Source organism: Paenibacillus donghaensis (genome assembly GCF_002192415.1).
In the GTDB taxonomy this organism is placed as follows: Bacteria; Bacillota; Bacilli; order Paenibacillales; family Paenibacillaceae; genus Paenibacillus_AQ; species Paenibacillus_AQ donghaensis.
Window position 1 is genome coordinate 3,988,127 of record NZ_CP021780.1, and the last position, 19,372, is coordinate 4,007,498.

Here is a 19,372-nt window from a genome sequence, read left to right on the forward strand (position 1 = left end):
TTAAGCTCACACTGCAGCTGCTGTTAAAAGACGACAAACGCTCCCCATACCATCGAGATCAGCACAGCCGCCACCAGCCAAGGCAGGGTTTTCTTCAGAATTTCGTTGATATCACTTTTGGTGAAATCGGCTACCCAGACATTGTGCGAATTGGTCGGATCGGCGATCGACTGCACATTGCTGACCACACGAAGCGCCAGCATGGCGGCGACCGGTGTCATACCCGCCCCGACGAACAACGCGGCAATCCCGCTGCCAAGGCCCCATACATTCAGCGGTCCCCGGTAAATGGCCAGCGGCGACAGCAAGGTGAAGAAGAGAATATACATCAGCGGACTGTTTGGCAGCACCGATTCAATCAGCGGTGAGATAATGGCAGTCACCTGCGGTGCCATAACTGAATTGACCAGCATCCCGATGCCGATCATCAGCGCCAATGCGCCAGCCACATCCTGAATCCCTTCCACCAGCGAGCTGGAGAGGATATGAATGGGCCGTTTCGGCCAGGACAGCAGCAGGGTGGCAAGCGCACCGATGATCACGGCGGGCACGATGTCCATTTTGAACGCAAACACCATAATGACGGGAACGAGCGGGCTGATCAGCGCGATGGCCGGCACTTTCCTGCCTTCTCCGCCGCTGCTTGCTGCCGCAGGCATGGCCCAGGCCTTGCGCCCGCGTCCGTCACGCTTGATGTAGAACACAATCATCAGCAGGCTGATAATAAACAGCGGAACGGCTGCGATCAGCGTGTAATCGGCCACTGTCGATACCGGCAGACCCATCACATCCACATAGACGGCCCAGTTCGAGACATTAAACAACACACCTACGCCGACTGAACAGAGCAGCACCAGCGATGCTACAAACTGTGATATTCCGGCAGTTAGCATAATTGGAATGACAATCGTACCTACGAGAATGACCATCCCGAGTCCGCTTGCTGCGGAGAAGATAATGGAAGCCGTAATGAAAAAGAGAATGGCGATCAGCACCGGCTTGTCTCCGGCCAACTCGGCGGCCTTGCGGATGATCGATTTGGTGATCCCGACTTTATTGAGAATCTGGCCGAACCAGGCCCCGAAGATCAATCCGGCAATCGCCGTTGACAGCCGCATAGAACCTTGGGCGAGGATCGTGCCGCTTAAGGTAGCGGTGTCCGGCGAGGAGGAGATCCATGGCACCCCCGCAATCAGTGCGAACAGAATAGCCATGCTGGGCAGCGCCAGAATCGTCGGCAGCTTCCGGGTCATCATCAGTGCCGCAAAAATCAGAAAAACGAGCAAAACCCCAATAGCCTGCACCCACATTAATGAACTCACGTATAAGTCCCCTTTGTCATTTAAATTGAACAGCTAAACTTCCAGGTAGGCGCCTTGCTGCTTCAGAATGGCCTGGACCTTGGTGATATCGACATGCTGCACATCGATGCCCTGCTGCGCCGCCTCGGCGGCAGCGACACCTCCGGCATGGCCGATCGCACCCGTAGTTGGTGTCGTTCTTACCGCAGCCTGCGCTTCAAAGGTGGCCGACAGACATCGTCCGATCACAATCACATTCTTCAGATTCGGCGTAATCAGCGTGCGATATGGGATGCTGTACATTCCACCCCATACCAGCTTCTCATGTTTCGTCCCCTCTCCGTCCGGACTATGGATATCAATCGGATAACCGGAATGGGCAATCACATCGTCAAAAGGCTTCTGGGCCAGAATATCCTCTGCCGTAAGCGTATACACACCCACGATCTGCCGGGAGCCGCGCACCCCGATGGATGGGCCCGTAAATTCCACATGGGCTTCCTCGAAGCCGGGAATGTATTTCTTCACGAACAGCTCCAGTTCGCGGCATTGCTTGCGTCCTATCGTCTCGGCTCGGCTGAGGCTCCACGCATCGGTTCCGTCATGGCCCAGAATCCGGGTGGTATTCATAATCACTTCCCCGGGCGTATTGGTCTCAAAGAACAGAATATCCTCACGGGGGATGGAGATTTCCCCCTTGGCCTTCGCCTCTTTGAATAGGCTTACAAAACCGGCGGTGGACAGCCGGGGCGCCTGCTCAATGATCGAGGTGTCGCCATTATACAGCGGGAAATCCTCAGGGTGGGCGTGGATGTACTCTTTTACCCGTGGAATGTCCACATTGATCATCTTCATCTTCAGCGTCATGGGCTGCGCTGCTCCGTCACTCTCGCGTCCTTTGGTATACGCAGCACCTGCCCGAACGGACAGATCCGCATCGCCGGTGGCATCGATAAACACCTTGGCGGACAGACTGCTTAATCCCGATTTGTTACAGACCGTAATTTCTGTGATTCGATCTTCTTCAGTCTTCACTTCGGCCAGCATAGTATGGTATAGGATGTCTCCGCCATTCTCCAGCACCATCGATTCCAGCTCGACCTTCATTGCTTCCGCATCAAACGGAGTGACCGAATACGTGAAGCCGACGGTATCAAAAATATGCCCCGGCGACTTGCCAATCCGCTTCAGCCGCTCAATCAGCTCGTCGGTCAGTCCCTGAACCGCCTGCTTCTCGCCGGCATGAAAGGTCATCATCGGCCCCACGCCGTTGGCTGTGAGCGTACCGCCCAGGTACCCTTGCGACTCCACAATCAGCGTCTTCGCTCCCGATTTGGCGGCCGCTACCGCTGCCATCGTCCCGGAAACACCGCCGCCCATTACAATTACATCAAATGATTTCACCTGCTTATTCCTCCTTGTCCTGACAATCTGGGTGTATCTTGTGTATTAAACTAGCAGAATTCCGGCATCTTGTAAATGATTATGTTTATTTTTTTCAATAAATCCGGTTTTTTAGAAAATAATTTTCTTTACATGTGAGGTTTGCGATTCTATACTTTTAAATATAGCTATGTATACGCTTCATAATTCATGTTGTTTAGGAGGAGTCAGTCTTGATGACCCATGTAATAGAACAATTAAGAGGGCAACTCATTGTATCCTGCCAGGCGTACCCGGGGGAGGCGCTCTACGGAAGCCACCTGATGACGGCTATGGCCAATGCGGCCAGAGACGGCGGCGCTGCGGCCATTCGGGCCAATTCACCCCAGGATGTGGCAGCAATCAAGGAAGGCTGCGGGCTGCCCGTCATCGGCATCTGGAAAAAAAACTATCCGGATTCAGACGTATACATCACACCCTGTCTGGCGGACGCCGAGCTGCTATTCGCTGCCGGCGCCGATATTGTCGCCGTCGATGCCACCTCCCGGCCGCGGCCGCGGGCTGAAACGCTGGCCGGTGTGGTACAAGCCATCCATAGCAGACCGGGCCGCCTGCTGATGGCTGATATCTCCACGCTGGAGGAGGGGCTGGCCGCGCAAGCGCTTGGCTTCGATCTGCTGTCTACTACTCTCTCGGGCTATACGCCCTACAGCAGGCAGAGTGAGGAGCCGGACCTTGACCTGCTGGCGAGGCTGTCGGCTGCCGTCTCGATTCCGGTGATCGCCGAAGGCCGGATTCACTCCCCGCAGCTGGCCGCAGCGGCGCTTGCGGCCGGGGCGTATGCGGTAGTGGTGGGCACCACCATTACGAGGCCGCATACGATCACAGAGCAGTTCGTGCAGGAGATGCGCCGCAGCGTTGTCCGATGAAGCTGCGCAGCGCTTCTAGCGGCGGCGGCGGCGACCTGCACCGCAGGCTTGGCCGCGCAGCTTGGGCGGCTCGGCCTGGGCGGCTGCTTCGGCCGCACGGCTTGACTCGGGCGGCTCCGGCGGCTTGGCTTGGGCGGCTCGGCCTGAGCGGCAGAGCTTGGCCGCATGCTGGGACCGCACGTCCGCCGAAAGCACGAGTACCATCCAATAGATTAAAAGGCTGCTCCAGTCATCCCCGACGTTGAAGCAGCCTTTTGGTGCGCTCATTACACTATCCTCAACAGGCTGCGAGTATCCCCACAGTCACATCCAGCTTCACAGTCTGCACGCGGACATCATCCGAACACTTAATATATTCCTGCGTTTATACATCTTTTTGTCCCCAATTGAAGGACTCCCCGACAAATTCCTGCGATAATACATCTTTTCAGGGTAAAACTCGCTTTCCATCCTGTTAAATCCGTTAATACCTGCACTTTTGCAGGTATTTCCTCTCAGACGCTCATAATATCAAGAATACCTGCACTTTTGCAGGTGTTGCAGGTATTGCAGGTATTCTTAATCCAACCGCATAATCCAACCGCAGTTACTGCTGCCCAAGCCTTCAGTATGGTTTTTTAATCGAAGACTATAGAATGTGAACTTAAGATTGTTACATACGGAGTTGCCGGGAAGCCCTATGCATCAGGCTTTCTGGCAACTCCACTACTCCATTCTCAAGTTCATCTTATATAGCTTAGAGTTACACTCGCACGTACATAACCAGAGGTGCACCGAATCAGCAGATTGGGTAAGGTTATACTAGTGGAATCACAGCACCAGAAAGGAACCTTTAATGAATCTGTCTCTTTTAGCAGCAGACCTCCCCTCGCTCCAGCTGCGCAGCTGCCTGATCAACCGCCGGGGAGAGCCACTGCTCCAATATTACCAGAAGCCAGCTGCCGAAACCGAAATCGCCCGAATCAACTCCTGCACCAAAAGCATCCTCTCCGCCCTGATCTGCATCGCGATGGACCAAGGCCTGCTGCCGCCGCCTGAGACTGCTGTGTCCAGGTTCTATCCACAGCTTGCCGCAGACAAGGATACACGCAAAGCGCAGCTGACACTGTCGCATCTGCTTACGATGTCTGCCGGGTTCAATTGGACCGAGTTCGGCGGGCAGAACTCCTTCCCGAAGATGACAAGATCGCCGAACTGGGTGGAGTTTGTGCTGGGACAACCCTTAGCTCATCCCCCGGGACAGGTGATGGAGTATAACTCCGGCGTCTCGCAGCTATTATCCGCCATTCTAATGCAGGCGGTAGAGAGGCCGGTAACGGCGTTTGCCGAACAATATTTATTCGGTCCGCTTGGCATCACAGCCTACAGCTGGGAGAGTGACCCTCAGGGCATCGCTACCGGGGGATTCGGCATGTCCCTACGTCCGGCTGATCTGCTGAAGTTCGGACAGCTCTATCTGCAGCAGGGGAAATGGGGAGACCGCCAGTTAATCACCCCGGAACGGGTAATCCGTTCCGTTCAGCCTGCGATTGACGCCGACCCTCCCCGCCGCGGCGGGTATGCCTGGCATTGGTGGACCGATGTCTTCCCGGACCCTGACTCCAGCAGCACAGAATCTGCTCCGATACTGGAATATTATTATGCCCGTGGATATGGAGAGCAATTTGTGTATGTGCTTCCTGCGCAAGAGACCGTTGTGGTGCTGACCAAGGATCAGAAGCAGAAACAGCAGCCCCCGCTGGATGTCTTCCGTGACTGCGTTGCTCCGGCACTGCTGGATCGATACTCCTCTAAGATAAACTAGAGAATCCTATAGCAAAAAGGCTGAAGCCCCTGTAAATCAGGAGTCTCAGCCATTTTTGTAAAGTTACTTTGCCTGCATTAGCGATACGTTAAAGCCGGTCAAGTCTGTCTGAACTCACAATCCTGTAGCAGAATCACTGCTCCGCCCACAATCTGCAGACTCCCGGTCTGCCGATCCACCGTTGCGGTGGCCAGCGAGAGCAACACCGCCCTAGCCATCAGATCCTGCCTTCAGCCGTCCAGATCACCTTTATAGGAGATCCCATTGAAGCTGCCTGACCCAAGAGTGACAATCTGGAACCGCTCGTCACCCCCCTTCCACTCTGGGCAGTCGGTGCTACAACCGCATTACTGAGGCGGTAGAACATATCCTGAAACAATACCCCGGCCCGATCCTCTATATACAGATAATTCCGGCCTGGCGGTCCCATGATTACCGGAACCTGGCTGATCTCAATCATCCTGCATAACCCCCTAGATGATGAACTTAAGAATGAAGAGCTGAAGTCGGCAAAAATCCTAGTGTTTAGGGTTTCTGCTAAATCCTAAAGTTACATTTTTTAAATGCGTTCTATTACTGGGTAACCTCCGAAATTGCTGCTGCCACCTGGACTGATCCAACTGCTGGTTGCTACTATACTATTAGTTACTTGGAAATGATCTCCCAGCTCAGGTCGGCCGACGCCTGAAAATACAGCTCACCCACAGCAGCTATAACGGTTTCCCGATCTACAACATACTCTCAGGGATATTCGCATGCTTGCCCGCCTACTGTAAGCTCACTCTCATCCTGTCCGGACTCTCCGCCATTCAGCAGATTCCTGATCTCACGGCTTGTTTCCACAGTAATCACATAACCTCCCCCGCCACCGCCAACCAACAGGGTCAGACCGTCTCGGCTGAAGCTGATGAGACTCCGCGCGCTGCCATCCAGGCTGCCTACCGCCTCAAGACAAGCGTCCAATGTGCTTACCTCCTGTTCCTCGGCCTCAACAACCGCCCCAGCCCTGATTTCTTCGATCATCCTGATCATGACCATCCCCCTACAATCACATTAACCAGCCATAGTTACAATGAACGTTACTGCTTAGACCACCGTATGATGAGAAGATAGAAGCCACTGAATTACTTGCAAAAAGGCAGCTACTTAGGCCCCCGCGAGACTCCAAGCACTTGAACTAGGTAACCTGCATTCTAGCGGACCGTATAGCCCCTATTTCCTCCTATCTGCGATCTTTTGACGTCTTACGGACCGTATAGCCCCTAAGTCGTCAAAACAGGCTCAAAAGCGAGGGTTTTCTGTGATATAGAGGCTCCTGGGTCCGTTAATCCTGCAAAACGGCCTATGTACAGCAAATAGAGGCTCCTGAGTCCGCAACCGTCTGAAATCGAAGCGAGGGTTACGAGCGAAGAGGGCTAGGGGTCCTAAGTAGTAACCAAAAAGGCACTTAATTCGAGCGTTTGAGCGTAGAAGACTTGATCTGCTCAAGATTAGTTGCAATATCGCACTTAAACGCCTCCTGATAGAGGTTTCAGCTGAAATTAGTTGCACTTGCGCATCTATTTGCGTTGAACGTTCCGAAGTAACTTTCTAAATCCTCGCTGAGACCTAAGTAGTAACAAATGAACTTAAAATTCACACTAAAGGTTGTAGTCGTCACTGAGACGAATCGTTGGACTTCCGGCCGCTGTTTGCGATTGAAATCCGTAGACGAAGGCGGTCACTATCGCTCCAACAATTCCAAGATTCCCCTCCGTTTCTATTCAACTTTTGTTAGTTTCTTTTGTTCATCTTACTATTGGCGATGACATACTCCAGCTGAACATCATACGGCTCCAGCTCCACATGATGTTTGTTGATCTCCACGGCATCTACGCAGCCCACGGAACGGTAGAATGCCTGCGTTTCTTTGGCGGAATGCGCGGAAATATATAGCTTATCTGCGCCCCAGCGTGCAGCTTGTGCAGCACTCATGGCGAACAGCTTCCTGCCCAGCCCGTACTTGCGGTGCTCAGAGGAGACATGAAGCTGCATCAGATCAGCATATAGACTCTTACTGCCGAACAGCTCCCGCGGAAGCGCGGCAAAAGCGATAATCTTGCCGTTCAGCTCAGCTGCAATAACACAGCCGCCACTGCGGATACAGTTATGGAAGTCCTCTGCTACAATCTCTTCCTTGACCGCCTTTCCCAATCGTCAATGAACGGCTGCAGCACTAGTTTCCGTTCCCCGTCAAGGGTACGCCAGACCTCGTTAACCTGCTGGGTACGCGTGAAGCCGCGCAGCAAACCGGGCTCCAGATCGCTGAGCGCCAGCCATCTATATTGAATTTCATCTGCTATTTTCATTGAATATCCTCCCTTAAACTTTCTTCTCGGCAATAATCGAGATCAGATTCAGATATCTTCCATCATCCGCCTGCAGCATCTGACGGTCCCCGCGTGCAGAATCATTGTCACAAGCTGGAGCTGAGGCCTGCAGTCAGCTCCTCAAGCACCACCTGCGAGTTCGGCCCCATCATATGCTCCTGCACATAGTTAAAGTCATATTGAGCGCTTTTGTTATAATCCATAAGTTCACACTTCTTCCCGCCCTGTACCGGGCTGATTTATCCGTGTGCCTTGACGGAAGCAGTCATGCTGCACAGGAACGCCAAAAAGACATAGTATGACAACTATGCCTTCAGGAATGCAGTAAACGTAAGCCTCTTCTGAGTGGTCTCCTGGAGCTGACCCGAAGAAAATGCTCTGCTTGAAGATTTCCATAAGGCACAACGAGTCCATAACAAATAACGAACAGCTTCGCTATCTGATTTTTTGCGGCTCCTTGTATACACTCCTTACAGAACAATCGACAAACAGACACCACCTTTTCTTCGTAATTATTGCCAGTATAGCAGGCCTCACAGGATTTGACAATCTAATGGACCTGACGCTCAAACAGCAGGTCCCGCTCATTGAGACGGGCTACCCACATCAATAGAAGGCCATTAAGCAGGAGCAGCACGCTACCGATCAATAGCAGCAGCAGCGGATTCAGCATCACCGCTCCGGTAGACTGGCCAATCAACAATCCGACAATCGGCAGCACAATGATGCCCGCCACCTGCTGCGCTTCCTGAAAACTGGAGGACCGGGCCGATACGAGCACACTGAACAGGATCGCACTGACCGTAAACATTGGAATGACCCACAGCATAATGATCAGCCAGCGCATGCTGGGAAAAATCAGCCCGCCGAACATCGGATAAGCCAGCACATTGATGATGACACCGCTCAGCAGGAAGCTGGCTAAGGCAGAGGCGTACGCCGGAATGAAGGAAGCCAGCAGCTTGCCGGCGAATAATTCCCTGATCTCTACGGGTGCGAACAGTAGGCTTTCTAGCGTCCGGCGTTCTTTTTCACCAACAAAGCTGTTCACGGCAATCATAACCGCGTTAGTAACAGGGATCAGGATAAACAGCGGCACAAACATAAAGTTGATCATGTAATGCACGAAACGGTGCTGAATATCGGGTAAATCCGTCGCATCTGCTGCCGGCAGCCGTTCCAGCAGGATGGTCATTTGATCGCCGCCCAGCGCAGAGATATCTCCCCAGCGGCCCAAGCTGACCACTGCCGCCGGAATAATCACACCCAGGATCAGCGGCAGCACCACCAGCCCGATCCACACCTTGCTTGTTCTCCGAATGGAACGCATGTCCTTCAGGGCAATGGCCCAGACCAGCTTATTGTTCATGAACCCGCCTCCTCACTTCAAAATAGATCGATTCCAGGCTCCGGTTGGCGATCTGAACATGGTGCACCCAAGAATGCAGCAGCAGCAGCCGCAGCAGATCTGAAATCTCCTCTTTGCCGGGCAAGGTGAACTCGATCTCTCCAACTCGCGTCTCTCTTGGCTGATACATGGCCGGAAGCAAGGAAGAGGACGCAGCAAGGCCGGTTTCAACCCGCAGTACCACTTCACCCGCATACCTCTGCTCCAGTTCGCCAAGCGTACCGCTCTCCACAATCCGCCCCTGGTCCAGGAACAGAAAAGAACCGCAAACTTCCTCCAGCTGATACAGCACATGGGAGCAGATGATAATCGTCGTACCTTCCTGCCGGTTGAGCTGCCGTAAATAAAGCATCATCTCGCGGATGCCGTCCGGGTCCAGTCCGTTCGTCGGCTCATCCAGATAGAGCAGCTTGGGTTGATGCAGCAGCGCCTTGGCGATAGCCAGCCGTTTCTTCATACCTGTACTGTACTCACCGACCAGCTTATTCCCATAGCTCTCCAGCCGGAATTGCTCCAGCAGCTGCCCTATCCGCACTCGCGGAATCTCCACCCCATACAGCCTAGCAAAAAAATCAAGATTCTCGCGTGCCGTCATATCGGGATACAATCCCGCGCTTTCGGTCATTACACCGGCAAGCTGGCGGATCTGCTTCCCGTGCTTCGAGGCAGAATATCCGTTGATATGAATACTCCCGTGGTCGGGCGTAATCACGCCGTTCATCAGCCGGATCATGGTTGTTTTGCCTGCTCCGTTCGGACCCAGCAGCCCGGCCACCTCACCGTCCTTGATCCACAAGGAGACATCTTCTACAATCCGCCTGCCGCCCAGGCTTTTGCTAACCTGCTCTACCTTAATCATGTTGCAGCCCTCCCATTCCTGAATCCTGTCCTTAAGGATACGGCCGAATCCTTCACAGCTGTAATACGCTTAGCCATGGCGAATCGTTCATTGGTCTGACGAAAGTTCTGTATACACCAAAACCCCCGTTAGCCTTAATCGCTAAGGCTAACGGGGACGGGGGGTATCCAATATGAGGTTAGGACTCTGTACTTCCCGGCTCCTGTTCGAGCACTCCTGTCCGGTTCTCCAGTAACGTTACCCGATTTCTGCCGGCAGCCTTGGACTGGTAAAGGGCATTGTCGGCCAGCTTATATATATCCTCCTCGCGCAGCCCCTCTACTTTGACGGCAGCAACGCCCACCGAGACGGTCACCACGCCATAAGGCGGGCTGGCCGCATGCTCAATGCCCAGCTTCTCCACACTGCTGCGGATATGCTCGGCATAGGCGCAGGCTTCCTCCGCATCCACACCGGACAGAATAATACCGAATTCTTCTCCGCCCAAACGAAACACCATACCCCCGCTGTCAGCGGCAAACCACTTGATTGATGCTCCAATCTGCTGCAGCACGCGGTCGCCTTCATAATGGCCATACGTATCATTGTATTTCTTGTAATGATCTATATCGATCATAATGTATGTCAGATCCTGGCCGTCTCTGCCAGCAGCGGCTACCTCATTTCGGAAGATGGTAATAAAACGGAACTAAAGGAACAGAAATAAGAGCACACGGCTTCGCTGCCCTATGTTGGACGTCGTGTGCATCTGCACAAATAGAAGCAGCCCCGGATTACAGGGCTGCTTCTTGGCAAGGAACTCAACATTCTGACATAAATGCATGAGGAAGACATCCGTTCTTTTGGTTTAACTGAGCTTAGCGTTCGAAAGTAGATGATATGGGTTGGTGTAAGTAACAAGTTAATGAAGCTGAGATGTTTATTCGTATTGACGCGGTTGAACGCAGATTAATAGGCGGGCGGTCGCAGAAGTTTAACTGTATTTCTTACATTTATAATTGCCAATTTGGCGGGTAAATGGGATATAACTGCATTTCATACAACTAAAAATTCCCATTTACCCATTCAGCAGCCTTTTTAGCAAAAATAACTGTATCAAATACAACTAAAGTCATTTTTCCCGCACTTTTGCTTGAAATAAGTGTACGAAATACAGTTAGCTGAAGAGCTCAGTTACTTTAACGAACAGACTGTGCTCAGAAACAGCCGTTACTTCCGGACAAGCAGCAGTACATCCATTAGCAGCATTATATCCACAAGTAATATTACATCCATCAAGCAACATTACATCCATCAAGCAACATTACATCCACAAGCAACATTACATCCACAAGCAACATTACATCCACAAGCAACATTACATCCACAAGCAACATTACATCCACAAGCAGCATTACATCCACAAGCAGCATTACATCCACAAGCAGCATTACATCCACAAGCAGCATTACATCCACAAGCAGCATTACATCCTAAGCAACCGATGCAACAACCAGCATCCCACAAAGGGCTGCTGGTTGATCGAAGCGTTATGAAACTATTCTATAGATGAAACGATAATTAGCGCTGTGTCCCCTCGCCCGGCACATCTACAACCACTGCGTCAAACTTCACTTCCTGCTGTCCAAGTTGCTCCGTCGTACCATCCGGATGCAGCAGCCCGAAGGCGGCTTCCCCGATATGCGGCATCAGTTTGAAATAGACTAATGGGCCTGACAGCGAAGGCTTGCTTCCATTCTGCTTATCCACAGGATACTGCAGCATAGGCAGCGTCTTGTCCGTGGAAGCAGCGGTGCCGCCCAGCTTCAGCCGGGCTTGCCAAGTCAGCTTGGCTGTCTGGTTCTCGACTACATAATATTCCAGCTTGTCGGAAGCACTGATGAAGAAGGCATCTGATCGGTTCTGCGGAAAATAGTAGGTAACATTCATCCCTTCATTCGGCACCTTGGAAGCAATCTCCGGCAGTTGGCTGCTCGTCTTCAAGGCGAGCGCTGCATTGCGCGCCTGGGTCAGCGCAGACCCGGCGGCAGGACTCGCGGCTGTGCCGTTCCCCGCTCCACTAGAAGGAGTGGGCGTGGAAGCCGGGAAGGCAGAAGATGTTACCTCAACTGTACGCGCCGCAGCATTCCAGCGGACCTCCGCACCGGCAGCGGCGGCGATGAAACGGAGCGGCACCATGATCCGCCCCTGCTTCAGCTCAGCCTGGACCGGCAGCGTCAGAGAGACGACCGCACTTGAAGCGGTGGCCTGCACCGAAGCCGTGCTGCTGCCGGCACGCAATAACACAGTAATCGTTCCTTTCTTCACTGTAACAGTCTTGGTCTTATTGTTCCATTCCACAGCCGTACCCGGCAGACTGGTGACCATATTCAGAGGAACAAGCGTTGTTCCTCCCTTAATATAAGGGGTGGCTGATGGTTGGATCATCTGATTGTTGATTGAGATCCGGATGTCCGCCGGGGCAGCCGAGGTGCTACCGGCACCGATGAAGCCGAAGGATAAGATAGCAGCGGCGGTAAATCCAGCGATCATGTGATGTTTAGCATTCATAATAAACAGCTCTCCTCTATGCGGTAATATGATGGCTTGCTTAGATAATGACGCAGACTATTGCCAAAAGTTGCAAATTCGATCCCTCCCAAACCCTCCCTTCCAAGGGAGGGCCCCAGAGGGCTCTGCCCTCTGGACTCCCGCAAATTTGGCGAATGAGTAAGGCGGTACTGTGTTTAGGCGGCTGGGAGGGTGGACCGCTTATCCCTGCGGGACCGCTTGAACGCTGCAGTGGACGGCCTGCTATCCCTGACGGGATGCAGGCCGGAGAGTAAGGTCAAGGGCGGGCTGTTCCTGCGGAATGCGCAAGTGCTTAACCGCAAGGGCAGGCTGTTCCTGCGGAATGCGCAAGACCTTAAGGTCAAAAGCAGGCTGTTCCTGCGGAATGCGCGAGACCTTAAGGTCAAAAGCAGGCTGTTCCTGCGGAATGCGCGAGACCTTAAGGTCAATAGCGGGCTGTTCCTGCGGAATGCGCGAGACCCTATCTTTATACATACCTTATCCATAATTTTCTAAATATCAAATAAATCCCCGCAGCCTTGATGAACAAGGCTACAGGGATTTACACAAGCATTTTATAACGAAATCACTCGCTACCGTTATTGAGGCTCCACTCCCCATTGCAGACTGCCAGATACATAAGCAGGGGCTTCGGGACGGTCTGTATACTGGGTGGCCGTGGAGTTGAAGGAATAATCATCCGTTTGCGTGTAATTGCTCCAATCCGTTTTGGCGATGCGGGTCTGGATCTCAATACTTTGACCGGCCGCAAGGCTACCTGCCGCACTTGTGAAGCCAATGCTGGCGTACGTATCTGCCGTTGATGTGGGCGTATCCAGCTTCACGAAGGTGCCCGTAACATTCGCACTACCCACCGTGGACCAGTCAAAAAAGACGGTTTGAGCCTTCTCGCCGTTGATGGTGTAATAGTAGCGAATGGTGACATCGGCCAGGTTCACTGCTGTGCTGCCGGTGTTCGTCAGCTTGATGCGCGGGTTCAATGTATTGGCTGTCGCTGCTATCGCTCCATTGTACATCTGAACCTTGATGCTTCCCGGCACAGCGGCAGTTGTATCCACAATCCCAATCACCAGGCTTGCCGCCGCACCGGCACTGAAGGTGAAGCTCAGATTCGTGGTACCTACCGGTCTTGCTGCCAGATAACTGCTTAGCAGCGTCACGGTGGAGCCGGATACGGTATAATCCGTACCTTCAACCAGGGTATCGGCACCATTCTTGATGCCGGCCAGCGTATTGCCGTTTAAGGTGAGCGTCACTGCTATATCCGCCTGGTTGACTGTTTTTTTGTCGAAGCTGGCGCTTGATGGGGTGATCGTGGAGTCGTTGGCGGATGAGGTCGTGTCGACAATTCCAATCACCAGGCTTGCCGCCGCACCGGCACTGAAGGTGAAGCTCAGATTCGTGGTGCCTACCGGTCTTGCTGCCAGATAACTGCTTAGCAGCGTCACGGTGGAGCCGGATACGGTATAATCCGTACCTTCAACCAGGGTATCGGCACCATTCTTGATCCCGGCCAGCGTATTGCCGTTTAAGGTGAGCGTCACTGCTATATCTGCCTGGTTGGCTGTTTTTTTGTCGAAGCTGGCACTTGATGGGATGATCGTGGAGTCGTTGGATTCTGGCGGTGTGCCCAGGGAGTCACCATACATAATGCCGCGCCCGTTGGTGCCCAGATAGACACGCCCATACACCTTGGGATCACCGGTAATCGCTGAATTAATCGACGCATATTGATGCTGGTCATCGTTGATCCGCAGCCAGCTTGCGCCGGCATCATTCGAGCGGAACACCCCGCGCACACCGTCGATGCGTGCCGTAGTATAGATAGCCATGTAGCTCTTGCCGGGCGCCGCCTTGCCGAAGCCGACAACATTGGCCTGCTCCACATTGGACAGCTTGGTGAAGCTGGCACCAGAATCCGTGGAATGCCACATGCCGTACAGCTGACCCGCCTCATCGGAGCCGCCGGCAAGCCAGATATCCCCTTCCCGGCCAGGCATCGCTTTGAAGTTTACCGAGCCCTTAAGCGGAAGTCCTGTCGCAGCGGTAGCCGCAAAGGTCGCGCCTCCATCGGTACTTAAATAGAACGTTCCTGCGGAGAACCCATAGAATTTGTTCTTGTTCGCCCGGTCGGAAGCCACCTCCGCTTGCAGCGGCAGACCCGTGCTGGCCGTCCAGGAATTGCCGCCTGTCTTCGAATAATAGACACCCGAGTCCGGCAGACTCCACACTATCGAGCTGCCATCGGCTGCGAGTGCTACCGTTCCGCCGCCATTAACCGTAGACGGGCTGCCGTTAGCGGTATACCAGTTGGCCGCACTGTCATGCGACAGGCTGAAGAACTTGGCAGTAGGGTTGTTTTTATCCACAAACCCCGCCCGTACAATAAAGCCTGGGTCCAGCTCCGCATAGTCCATGCTGGCAGAGCTGATCGGATTATTATGCATTTTGGCCGGAGGTACGTCGAGATTGGTATGCCGGAAGCCGCTGACATCGGCGAGCGCACTGATCAGCGGAGGACCGGCAGGCGGACTGATGAGATCGAGCACAGCCGTCTCTTCCAGCCCTTTGGCCATAACCGACAGATTCACCTTGCCGCTGGCCGTATCCCAGTCTGTAAGATTGTTGGTTCCATAGATCGTGGCGCCTGTGCCGTACATCATCCGGTCAGAGTTGAAGGGATCGATCTCCAAATCGCCGATCATCCAGCCGAGCTTCGGTGTCATCTCCGGAGCTACAGGCTGGGCTTCAAAATCCAGCCAAGGTGCAGCGCTGATATCCAGCGTATAACGCAGCTTGCGTGTAGGGTAACCATCGAAATCCCATATCCGGCTCCAGGTCGCCCCGCCATCAGTGCTGCGGAAGAGCTGCTCGTCCGGCCACCAGGCATTGAGCGTGGCCACTACAAGCGTATCGGGATGCTGCGCATCGACGGCCAGACCGCCGTAGCCGAAATGGTTGTCCGGACTGGAGACCGGAATCGGACTGACATTCGTCCATACTCCGGTAGAAGTATTCAGCTTCCAGACCTCACCCTCCTCCCCTCTATAGGGACCGGAGCCGTCAATATAGCTGATGTACAGATTGCCGTTCGCGGATAATACCCCGTGATGCGGGATGTACCCGCTTGGCTGTCCGGGAATGGCCGTCCAGGTCGCCCCGCCGTTGGTGCTTTTGAACAGATTATTACTCTTGTCTCCTACACCGGCATAAATCGTCTGCGTTGCCTGACCCGCTGTACCGGTTGACTTATCGAAGGTAATCCAGGATAAGCCCAGGATATCACCCTGATATGAATCTCCAGGTACTTCAGCATAGGTTCCGGGATTCGGAAAGCTGGTTACCTTGGCCCACGTGGCACCATAGTCACTGCTCTTCCATAACCCATTGCCGCTGCGGGCACCAAAATAGAGAATATTATTGCGGTTCGGATCAATCGCCAGACGTTCGCCCATGGAGCGGCCGGGCATATTTCCGCCCACCTTGAACGGAAGCGGAGTCACCTGCCACGTATCTCCTCTATCGGCAGAACGCATAATCTGTCCGTTGTGGGGGTCCCAGTCATTGGTGTACGTTCCGGTAGCCATATATACACGGTTCGGATCTACGGGATCAGTGGCGAGCGCATCCACCCCGTTCTTGTTCCAGTCCTCGTAGCCGACCGAATCTGTCAGCGGAATCCAGCTGCTGTCAGCGGGATTCCAGCGGTAAGCACCGCCGATATCCGTACGGGCATAGATCAGATCCGGTTCCGTCTCATTAAAAATAATCCCCGGCACAAAGCCGCCCCCACCGCCGGTAACCACACTTTTCCACTGATAAGCTTCACTGGCTGCCGCGTCAGCGGTATGGGGCGCAGTGATCATCGATGAGGGCACAATAAGGGCTGCTGCCAGCAGCATAAAACACCATTTACTCTTCGCTTTCCTGAACATTAGAAAACCTCCTTCAATTTGGGTTCTCGTGTACTTCCAGTCCGGCCTCTAGCGGCTTCACCTCAGCTCAGGTAATGAGTAAACTACATAACTCACCTCTTCTCCATGTGGTGCAATACTGGCACTCGTGAGGCCGTCTATAAAAAAGCATAAGGAGTCTCAGGATGCTTCAGCCCCTTGAATACGCTTACAGTAAACCGGTAAAATATGAAACTATGGAAATATATCCCTATTACAGAATAACAATAATTCCAATAAAAGTAAACCAAAAACTGTTCGATCCCTCCCAAACCCTCCCTTCCAAGGGAGGGCCCCAAAGGGTTGCACCCTCTGGACACCGGCAAGTTTGGCGAATGAGTCTGGCGGTACGGTGATTAGGAGGCTGGGCGGGTGGACCGCTTATCCCTACGGGACCGCTTGGACGTCGCCGGGCTGGCCCGCTATCCCTGCCGGGATGCGCGCGCCGGGGCTAAGGTCAAAGGCGGGCTGTTCCTACGGAATGCGCAAGACCTCGACGGCAAGGGCGGGCTGTTCCTGCGGAATGCGCAAGACCTTAACGGCAAAGACGGCTGTTCCTGCGGAATGCGCAAGAGCCTAAGGGCAAAGGGCCGGCTGTTCCTACGGAATGCGCAAGAGCCTAAGAGCAAAGGGCCGGCTGTTCCTGCGGAATGCGCAAGACCTCGACGGCAAGGGCGGGCTGTTCCTGCGGAATGCGCAAGAGCCTAAGGGCAAAGGGCCGGCTGTTCCTGCGGAATGCGCAAGACCACCTTTTCCACAACAACAAGAAATCATAGTTTCTAACAAAAAAAGTTTTCATGTTGCTCTGTACACTAGCTGTACAGAGCAACATGAAAACTATGGAATGACCAGCAACTCTATTGATTAGACTTGAACAAAAACTGCAGCCGTTCCTCTGAATAACCGTCTTCCCCCCGCCAATTGGCTACGGAGTTGAAATCACTATTACCACCGCGTCCCTGACGGGGCTCGTCCTGCGGTACCAGCAGACCGGCATATCCCCAAATTTCCATGACCACATCACGTTCGTATTTATTGGAAGGGAATATATCTTTCCAGCGTTTCTCCAGCTGCCGCGCCCCATCCTTGCTGCCGCATAGCTTGATGGCTTCAACCATATGCTCCAGAATCTCCAGATCCTGCGGGGTAACCTCCAGCTCCCCTTCCCGGCTGAGCAGCTCCAGGTCGAGCCAGCAATAGAGCAGGTTGTTCAGGCGTATCCCGCCCCATCTGATCCGCTCGAAATTCAACACATTAAGGTCCTCGTTTATGTACTGTTGATCGGACATCAGCCGTCTGCCATCACAGGGGGCGCAGCTGCTGTACATCGGCTGTTCTGCCGCAGGCTGCGCGTAGGCATGCGCAGGCAGCTGCGAGGTCAAGGCCCAGCTGGACAAGGCGCTCCGCAGATGAACCTTTCTGGTCGAAAGACTGTGCAGAAAGGCCGTCACCACTTTTTCCTTGGTGATGCTGCGGCTGTGCAGCACCTGCAGCTTGTCCACAATCTCGTCGTGCGTAATGGTTAAGGGATCGAACATCAGACCTTTGCTCTTGGCATAGTCGAATTCGTCACCGGAAAAAGGTCCGAAAGTCCCCTTCCATCCGCTTGCGGTCCAGAAGGCTTTTTGCAGTATGGTTTGGGCTTTTTTGTCCATTCCCACTATCCTCTCTCCTGATATCATCTGAAATTTACTACAGTTAGCTCAATGTTCTCTTCCAACGACTGTGATCCGTCTGCTCTCACCAGCTTCCATCCAAGGTCACGGCAGTGCTGGCTAATGAACTCAGCAAAACCGGTCTGCAGGCTAGGACAGGATATCGCACAGAATCAGCCTAAACATGTTCGAAACCTTGGCTCTCCATAGCCCCTCTCACTTTCTAAATGTCCGCTCATAATCCTCAATCCGCAGCTTGCGGATGAGCTTACGGTCAGCGGTGCGGGCAATTATACCTTCTGCTCTGCCGGAAGCGTCGAGGCCTGCACGGGTCTGGGTATAAGACTCCAGCAGAGCATATGCCTCATGCAGGGTCAGCGGAAATTCATTGCCCGGAAGCTGACCCAGCAAAGGTGCGGCTTCCAGCTCAAGCCGTTTGAGCGTGGCCTGCTTCTCTTCCTCTGCCTCAAAAGGCTGATTGCCTTGTTCGCGCCACTCCGCGATTTGCTCCTGCGGCATGGCCATGAGTTGTTCCCACTCAAGCTTATTCAGAGAGAACATATCAAATACAGCGTATCCTTGAGTTTTAGTGGCGGTATAGTTCTTGGCCGCTTTGGTTTTGCCGCCATAGGATTCCTGGTAGATTACGGTTAACGCCCAGTCTCCCTCAGTGGCAATCGTATCGCAGAGCCGCTCGGCGAGTGGCTTCAGAAATTCAGCGATGAATCCATACGGGTTGCCGATCCGGTCGCCTTTGGCGTACAGCAGCTCCTCACGGGAACCGATCACATAATCCACTTCGCCGGCATCATTCCGAAAAAATACCATCCGCGCGTTCTCACCATCCACCTTCTCATATAGATACACCGCTGCAGCATCAGCGAATCCTTGCGACTCCGCCAACTCTTCCATTAAACGGCCCCGTTCCCCCAGCCGATGGTAGGTTAGAATACTGGGATATTTCGTCAATGAGTTCAGCTTCTTGAATTCCATCCTCTTCCACTCCCTTTGTAAATATCATACTATACTGGCAGACCCTGATTCCAGCTGAGGGACCAGTCTGCAAGCATCAGAGTTGTAATAAGCAAACCGTCTTTGCGCGCGAAAAACACCCCACACCAAGCTCCGGCCCAAACTTGG

The 19,372-nt window shown here is 53.4% G+C and carries 18 protein-coding genes; 4 read left to right on the forward strand and 14 right to left on the reverse strand.

What is annotated here, in order from left to right; all coding sequences use genetic code 11:
* Positions 1-23: 23 nt before the first annotated feature.
* Together B9T62_RS17990 and B9T62_RS17995 are read right to left on the reverse strand one after the other, a co-directional pair.
* A complete protein-coding gene (locus tag B9T62_RS17990) occupies positions 24-1,322 on the reverse strand; it encodes a TRAP transporter large permease subunit (RefSeq protein ID WP_211296475.1) in 1,299 nt (432 codons plus the stop codon).
* Positions 1,323-1,355: 33 nt separating this feature from the next.
* Positions 1,356-2,705, reverse strand: coding sequence for an FAD-dependent oxidoreductase (locus tag B9T62_RS17995; RefSeq protein ID WP_245864491.1), 1,350 nt, complete (start codon positions 2,703-2,705; stop codon positions 1,356-1,358).
* 215 nt (positions 2,706-2,920) lie between these two features.
* On the opposite strand from B9T62_RS17995, the gene B9T62_RS18000 reads away from it, so the two are divergent.
* Entirely contained in the window at positions 2,921-3,613 is a 693-nt protein-coding gene (locus B9T62_RS18000) for an N-acetylmannosamine-6-phosphate 2-epimerase (RefSeq protein WP_087916525.1), read from the forward strand.
* An 835-nt stretch (positions 3,614-4,448) separates the two neighbouring features.
* On the forward strand, positions 4,449-5,417 hold the full coding sequence (locus B9T62_RS18010; protein ID WP_087916527.1) for a serine hydrolase domain-containing protein: 969 nt from the start codon (positions 4,449-4,451) through the stop codon (positions 5,415-5,417).
* 217 nt (positions 5,418-5,634) lie between these two features.
* On the opposite strand, the gene B9T62_RS18015 is transcribed toward B9T62_RS18010, so the two are convergent.
* From B9T62_RS18015 to B9T62_RS18055, 9 genes are all read right to left on the reverse strand, one after another.
* The gene (locus tag B9T62_RS18015; protein ID WP_087916528.1) at positions 5,635-5,877 is read right to left on the reverse strand and encodes a hypothetical protein; all 243 of its coding nucleotides are present in this window, start codon (positions 5,875-5,877) and stop codon (positions 5,635-5,637) included.
* Positions 5,878-6,158: 281 nt separating this feature from the next.
* Positions 6,159-6,449 (reverse strand): hypothetical protein, encoded by a 291-nt coding sequence (locus B9T62_RS18020; RefSeq protein ID WP_087916529.1) that lies wholly within the window; start codon positions 6,447-6,449, stop codon positions 6,159-6,161.
* Positions 6,450-7,190: 741 nt separating this feature from the next.
* Positions 7,191-7,610 carry a GNAT family N-acetyltransferase gene (locus B9T62_RS18025; protein ID WP_087916530.1) on the reverse strand — a complete coding sequence of 140 codons (420 nt, stop codon included), beginning with the start codon at positions 7,608-7,610 and terminating at the stop codon, positions 7,191-7,193.
* Complete coding sequence (locus tag B9T62_RS18030; protein WP_087916531.1) at positions 7,580-7,765, reverse strand: hypothetical protein; 186 nt, start codon at positions 7,763-7,765, stop codon at positions 7,580-7,582. Before B9T62_RS18030 ends, B9T62_RS18025 begins: the two co-directional genes overlap by 31 nt.
* A gap of 571 nt (positions 7,766-8,336) precedes the next feature.
* Positions 8,337-9,155, reverse strand: coding sequence for an ABC transporter permease subunit (locus tag B9T62_RS18035; RefSeq protein WP_087916532.1), 819 nt, complete (start codon positions 9,153-9,155; stop codon positions 8,337-8,339).
* Complete coding sequence (locus tag B9T62_RS18040; RefSeq protein WP_087916533.1) at positions 9,145-10,053, reverse strand: ABC transporter ATP-binding protein; 909 nt, start codon at positions 10,051-10,053, stop codon at positions 9,145-9,147. The genes B9T62_RS18035 and B9T62_RS18040 overlap by 11 nt, the downstream gene beginning before the upstream one ends.
* A gap of 178 nt (positions 10,054-10,231) precedes the next feature.
* Positions 10,232-10,732 carry a GGDEF domain-containing protein gene (locus tag B9T62_RS18045; RefSeq protein WP_087916534.1) on the reverse strand — a complete coding sequence of 167 codons (501 nt, stop codon included), beginning with the start codon at positions 10,730-10,732 and terminating at the stop codon, positions 10,232-10,234.
* A gap of 595 nt (positions 10,733-11,327) precedes the next feature.
* Positions 11,328-11,519, reverse strand: a complete 192-nt coding sequence (locus B9T62_RS18050; RefSeq protein WP_087916535.1) for a hypothetical protein — start codon at positions 11,517-11,519, stop codon at positions 11,328-11,330.
* 94 nt (positions 11,520-11,613) lie between these two features.
* Positions 11,614-12,603, reverse strand: coding sequence for a copper amine oxidase N-terminal domain-containing protein (locus B9T62_RS18055; RefSeq protein ID WP_087916536.1), 990 nt, complete (start codon positions 12,601-12,603; stop codon positions 11,614-11,616).
* A 192-nt stretch (positions 12,604-12,795) separates the two neighbouring features.
* Between B9T62_RS18055 and B9T62_RS18060 the strand changes: the two genes are divergently transcribed.
* Positions 12,796-13,119, forward strand: coding sequence for a hypothetical protein (locus B9T62_RS18060; RefSeq protein ID WP_087916537.1), 324 nt, complete (start codon positions 12,796-12,798; stop codon positions 13,117-13,119).
* A gap of 83 nt (positions 13,120-13,202) precedes the next feature.
* Here B9T62_RS18060 and B9T62_RS18065 read toward each other — a convergent pair whose 3' ends face one another.
* Positions 13,203-16,559 carry a X2-like carbohydrate binding domain-containing protein gene (locus tag B9T62_RS18065; RefSeq protein ID WP_087916538.1) on the reverse strand — a complete coding sequence of 1,119 codons (3,357 nt, stop codon included), beginning with the start codon at positions 16,557-16,559 and terminating at the stop codon, positions 13,203-13,205.
* A 390-nt stretch (positions 16,560-16,949) separates the two neighbouring features.
* Here B9T62_RS18065 and B9T62_RS18075 point away from each other — a divergent pair, with 390 nt between their 5' ends.
* The gene (locus B9T62_RS18075; protein ID WP_087916540.1) at positions 16,950-17,285 is read left to right on the forward strand and encodes a hypothetical protein; all 336 of its coding nucleotides are present in this window, start codon (positions 16,950-16,952) and stop codon (positions 17,283-17,285) included.
* Positions 17,286-17,434: 149 nt separating this feature from the next.
* On the opposite strand, the gene B9T62_RS18080 is transcribed toward B9T62_RS18075, so the two are convergent.
* A complete protein-coding gene (locus B9T62_RS18080) occupies positions 17,435-18,232 on the reverse strand; it encodes a hypothetical protein (RefSeq protein ID WP_087920321.1) in 798 nt (265 codons plus the stop codon).
* Between the two features lie 216 nt (positions 18,233-18,448).
* A complete protein-coding gene (locus B9T62_RS18085; RefSeq protein WP_087916541.1) occupies positions 18,449-19,225 on the reverse strand; it encodes an RNA ligase family protein in 777 nt (258 codons plus the stop codon).
* Positions 19,226-19,372 lie beyond the last annotated feature (147 nt).

What these genes read in the sequence shown, in the direction of transcription:
- B9T62_RS18000 (WP_087916525.1), top strand. Translation starts at nt 2,921, where the DNA reads ATGACCCATGTAATAGAACAATTAAGAGGGCAACTCATTGTATCCTGC.
- B9T62_RS18010 (WP_087916527.1), top strand. Translation starts at nt 4,449, where the DNA reads ATGAATCTGTCTCTTTTAGCAGCAGACCTCCCCTCGCTCCAGCTGCGC.
- B9T62_RS18015 (WP_087916528.1), bottom strand. Translation starts at nt 5,877, where the DNA reads ATGATTGAGATCAGCCAGGTTCCGGTAATCATGGGACCGCCAGGCCGG.
- B9T62_RS18020 (WP_087916529.1), bottom strand. Translation starts at nt 6,449, where the DNA reads ATGATCAGGATGATCGAAGAAATCAGGGCTGGGGCGGTTGTTGAGGCC.
- B9T62_RS18030 (WP_087916531.1), bottom strand. Translation starts at nt 7,765, where the DNA reads ATGAAAATAGCAGATGAAATTCAATATAGATGGCTGGCGCTCAGCGAT.
- B9T62_RS18035 (WP_087916532.1), bottom strand. Translation starts at nt 9,155, where the DNA reads ATGAACAATAAGCTGGTCTGGGCCATTGCCCTGAAGGACATGCGTTCC.
- B9T62_RS18040 (WP_087916533.1), bottom strand. Translation starts at nt 10,053, where the DNA reads ATGATTAAGGTAGAGCAGGTTAGCAAAAGCCTGGGCGGCAGGCGGATT.
- B9T62_RS18050 (WP_087916535.1), bottom strand. Translation starts at nt 11,519, where the DNA reads ATGCTGCTTGTGGATGTAATGCTGCTTGTGGATGTAATGCTGCTTGTG.
- B9T62_RS18055 (WP_087916536.1), bottom strand. Translation starts at nt 12,603, where the DNA reads ATGAATGCTAAACATCACATGATCGCTGGATTTACCGCCGCTGCTATC.
- B9T62_RS18065 (WP_087916538.1), bottom strand. Translation starts at nt 16,559, where the DNA reads ATGTTCAGGAAAGCGAAGAGTAAATGGTGTTTTATGCTGCTGGCAGCA.
- B9T62_RS18080 (WP_087920321.1), bottom strand. Translation starts at nt 18,232, where the DNA reads ATGGACAAAAAAGCCCAAACCATACTGCAAAAAGCCTTCTGGACCGCA.
- B9T62_RS18085 (WP_087916541.1), bottom strand. Translation starts at nt 19,225, where the DNA reads ATGGAATTCAAGAAGCTGAACTCATTGACGAAATATCCCAGTATTCTA.